This is a genomic window from Stenotrophomonas sp. P5_A8 (assembly GCF_056400545.1).
Map to the genome: position 1 here is coordinate 1 of NZ_JBFULB010000299.1, position 4716 is coordinate 4716.

The following is a 4716-nucleotide window of genomic DNA, read 5'->3' on the forward strand; positions in this document are numbered from 1 at the left end:
TACCGGCCACCCGGCGCTGGACGCCCGCCTGCCCGGCGGCGGCTGGCCGCCGGCGGCGCTGTCGGAGGTGCTGCTGGCCGCGCCGGGGCACGGCGAGCTGGCGTTGGTCTGGCCGACCCTGGCGCGGCTGAGCCAGCAGCAGCAGACCATCGTGCTGATTGCCCCGCCCTACCTGCCGCATGCACCCGGCTGGGCCGGTGCCGGGCTGGCCTTGAACCAGGTGCAGGTGGTGCGGGCAGCCCCGCGCGATGCCCTGTGGGCCGCCGAACAGTGCCTGCGCTCTGCGGCCTGCGCCGCCGTGCTGTGCTGGCCGCARCAGGCCGACGACCGCGCCCTGCGCCGGCTGCAGGTGGCCGCCGAAACCGGCCAGTGCCTGGGGTTTGCCTTCCGCGACCTGCGCCAGGCGCGCAACAGTTCACCGGCGCCGCTGCGCCTGCAACTGCAAAACGGCCAGGTACGCGTGCTCAAGTGTCGCGGCGGCATGGCCCCGGCGCAGCCCTTGCCGCTGTCGCTGGCGCATTGAGCGGCCGCCGTGCACTGGGCCTGCCTCTTGTTGCCACAGCTGGCGCTGGATGCCGCCCTGCGCCAGCAGCCCGATCCGTCGGTGCCGCTGGTGCTGCTCAGCGGCCCGGCGCAGCGCCGCGTGCTGCATGCGGTGAGCCCGTCGGCCCGCCAATTGGGGTTGCGTCGCGGCATGCTGCTTTCGGCCGCGCAGGTACTCACCCGCGACATGCTCACCGTTGAACATGACCCGCGCGCCGAACAGGCCACCCGGCACCTGCTGGCCAGCTGGCTGTACGGCATCAGCTCGCAGGTCAGCCTGGCCTTCCCGCACGCGCTGGCGCTGGAGATCGGCGCCAGCCGCGCGCTGTTCGGCGATTGGCCGGCGATCGAAAAGCGTCTCTGCGATGGCTTGAAGGACCTCGGTTTCCGCCATCGCCTGGTTGCCGCGCCCAATCCACATGCGGCCTGGGTACTGACTCGCGCGCATGCACGGCTGGGCGTGGACGCCAGCCAACTGGACGCCACCCTGGCGCAGCTCCCGATCGAACGCAGCGGCCTGCCCGCCGAGGCGGTCACGGTATTGGCGCGCTCGGGCCTGCGCACGCTGGGCGCGGCCTTCCAGCTGCCGCGCGAGAGCCTGGCCCGGCGTTTCCCGCCCCAGGTGCTGGCCCACCTGGACGCGCTGCGCGGAATCAGTACGCCGCCGTTACGCTATTTCCAGCCACCGGACCGCTTCGATGCGCGCATCGAGTTCGATTACGAAATCGAGTCCACCCAGGCCCTGCTGTTCCCGCTGCGTCGCCTGACCGGCGACCTGGCCGCGTTCCTGTGTTCGCGCGATGGCGGGGTGCAGCGTTTCGACCTGTGGTTCGAACACGACCAGCACCCGGACACCTGCCTGAGCATCGGCCTGCTCGCGCCCGAGCGCGATGCGGCGATGCTGTTCGAGCTGGCCCGCAACCGCGTGGACCACCTGCAGCTGCCGGCCGGCAGCCGTGGCCTGCGCCTGCAGGCCGAGCACCTGCCACCGTTCGTGCCGGCCGCGCGCGACCTGTTCGACCCGCGCCCGCAACAGGCGATGCCCTGGGAACAGGTGCGCGAACGCCTGCGCGCGCGCCTCGGCGACGATGCCGTGCAGGGCCTGGGACTGCGTGCCGAGCACCGCCCGGAACGGGCCAGCGGCGATGCGCACGGCGCGCCCAAAGGCCCGCCGCCGCCGCTGCCCCTACGCCCGGGCTGGCTGCTGCCGCGCCCGCAACCGCTGCTCGATCCGCACCTGCGCATCCTGTCCGGCCCCGAACGGATCGAATCGGGCTGGTGGGACGAAGGCGATATCCGCCGCGACTACTACGTGGTGGAAACCGCGCAGGGCCAGCGTGGCTGGGCCTATACCAGTGCCGACACGCGCGGCGGCCCGTGGATGCTGCACGGCTGGTTCGCATGAGCACCGCCCTGCCCGACTACGCCGAACTGCACTGCCTGTCGGCCTTCAGTTTCCAGCGTGGCGCGTCCATCGCCGAGGAACTGTTCGCCCGCGCCAAGGGCCAGGGCTACCGCGCGCTGGCGATCACCGACGAATGCTCGCTGGCCGGCATCGTGCGCGCCTGGCAGGCCGCGAAGAAACACGACCTGGCGTTGATCACCGGCGCCGAGTTCCAGATCGAGGACGGCCCCAGGCTGGTGCTGCTATGCACCGACCTGGCCGCCTACGCCGGCCTGTGCCAGCTGATCACCACCTGCCGCCGGCGCGCGCCCAAGGGCGAGTACCGCTGCGTGCGCGAGGACTTCGATGCGCTGCCGGCCAGCCTGCTGTGCCTGTGGCTGGACCGCACGCCCACGGCAGAGGATGCCGCCTGGCTGCAGGCGCGCTTCGCGCAGCGGCTATGGCTGGCGGTGGAGCTGCACCGTGAGGCCGACGATGCGCAACGCCTGGCGACGCTGCAACGTTTCGGCGACGAACACGCCCTCCCGCTGGTGGCAAGCGGTGATGTGCACATGCACGTCCGCCGCCGCCGCGCCCTGCAGGACACCCTCACCGCGATACGCCACCACTGCACCATCGCCGATGCCGGCTGGCGGCTGTTTCCCAACGGCGAGCGCCACCTGCGCACCCGCCAGGCGCTGGCCGCGCTGTACCCGCCCGCGTTGCTGGCCGAAACCCTGCGCATCGCCGAACGCTGCCACTTCGACCTCAAACAGCTGCACTACACCTACCCGCGCGAACTGATCCCGGCCGGGCACGATCCGGCCAGCTGGCTGCGCACGCTGGTCGAGGAAGGCATGCAATGGCGCTGGAAAAGCGGTGCCACCGCCAAGCAGCGCGCGCAGATAGAACACGAACTGCACCTGATCCACACCAAGCAGTACGAGTCCTACTTCCTGACCGTGCACGACATCGTGCGCTTCGCGCGCCGCCAGCAGATCCTGTGCCAGGGCCGCGGCTCGGCGGCCAATTCGTCGGTGTGCTACGTGCTGGGCGTGACCGAGATCGACCCCAGCGACATGGAGCTGCTGTTCGAGCGCTTCATTTCCGCCGAGCGCGACGAACCGCCGGACATCGACATCGATTTCGAACACGAGCGCCGCGAGGAAGTGCTGCAGTACGTGTTCAACCGCTATGGCCGCGAACGCGCCGCGCTCACCGCCGTGGCCATCAGCTACCGCGGCCGCAGCGCGGTGCGCGACGTGGCCCGCGTGCTCGGCCTGCCGCCGGACCAGGTCAACGAACTGGCCGCGTGCCTGGACCGCTGGAGCAGCCACGAACCCCTGCCCGAGGCCCTGCGCGAGCGTGGCTTCGACCCGGACACGCCGTTGATGCGGCGGGTGGTGGCATTGACCAGCGAACTGGTCGATTTTCCGCGCCACCTGTCCCAGCACCCGGGCGGTTTCGTGATTTCCGAACACCCCCTGTCCACGCTGGTGCCAGTGGAGAACGCGGCCATGGCCGATCGCACCGTGATCCAGTGGGACAAGGACGACCTGGACGCCACCGGGCTGATGAAGGTCGACTGCCTGGCGCTGGGCATGCTCACCGCCGTGCGCAAATGCCTGGCCATGCTGCACGCGCATGGCGCGCCGAAGATGGGCATGGCCGATATTCCCTCCGGCGATGGCCCCACCTACGACATGATCTGCCGCGCCGACACCCTGGGCGTGTTCCAGATCGAATCGCGCGCACAGATGGCGATGCTGCCGCGCATGCAGCCGCGCTGCTTCTACGACCTGGTGATCGAAGTGGCGATCGTGCGCCCCGGCCCGATCCAGGGCGACATGGTCCATCCGTACCTGAACCGGCGCAAGAAGCTCAAGGAAGAAGGCATCGAGGAGATCGACTACCCGCCCGCGCTGGAGAAGGTCTTCAAGCGCACCCTGGGCGTGCCGCTGTTCCAGGAACAGGTGATGCAACTGGCGGTCGCCGCCGCCGGCTTCAGCCCCGGCGAGGCCGATGCACTGCGCCGCTCGATGGCGGCGTGGAAGCGCCATGGCGGGCTGGAGCCGCACCGCGACAAGCTGCTCACCGGCATGGCCGCCCATGGCCACAGCCGCGAATAYGGCGAGCGCCTGTTCGAACAGATCAAGGGCTTCGGCAGCTACGGTTTCCCGGAGAGCCACGCGGCCAGCTTCGCGTTGATCACCTATGTCAGCTGCTGGCTCAAGTGCCACCATCCCTCCGCATTCGCCGCCAGCCTGATCAACAGCCAGCCGTTGGGCTTCTACACGCCCGACCAGATCCTGCAGGACGCGCGCCGCCATGGCGTGCCGGTGCTGCCGGTGGATGTGCGCCACAGCGACTGGGACTGCACGCTGGTGGCGCCCACCGCACCCGGGCGGYCGTTCGGCATCCGCCTGGGCCTGCGCCTGATCGACGGCTTCAGCGAAGACGTGGCCACCGCGCTGGTGCAGGCACGCGCACGGCTGCCGTTCGAGAGCGTGGCCGATCTCAGCCAACGCGCGCGGCTGGACCGTCGCCACCAGGGCCTGCTTGCCGACGCCGGCGCATTGAAAGGCCTGAGCGGGCATCGCCATCGCGCGCGCTGGGAAGTGTCCGGCGTGGAAAAACCGCTGCCGCTGTTCGACACCGCGCGCGCCACCGTCGAAGCCAGCGTGCCGTTGCCGCTGCCCAGCGCTTTGGAGGACATGCAGGCCGATTACAACAGCACCGGCACCACGCTCGGCCGGCACATGGTGTCCTTCATCCGCCCGCAACTGCGC

Annotated in this window: 3 protein-coding genes; all 3 read left to right on the plus strand. The window is 70.4% G+C overall.

Translation table 11 applies throughout. From position 1 onward, the window contains the following. The coding region (gene imuA, locus AC1DQP_RS16705) for a translesion DNA synthesis-associated protein ImuA (protein WP_478052039.1) at positions 1-523 on the plus strand (523 nt) is incomplete at its 5' end. 9 nt (positions 524-532) lie between these two features. Next, a complete protein-coding gene (locus AC1DQP_RS16710; RefSeq protein WP_457317903.1) occupies positions 533-1948 on the plus strand; it encodes a Y-family DNA polymerase in 1416 nt (471 codons plus the stop codon). Continuing rightward, positions 1945-4716: error-prone DNA polymerase (locus AC1DQP_RS16715; RefSeq protein ID WP_478052040.1), on the plus strand; the 2772-nt coding region annotated here is incomplete at its 3' end. The genes AC1DQP_RS16710 and AC1DQP_RS16715, both read left to right, overlap by 4 nt.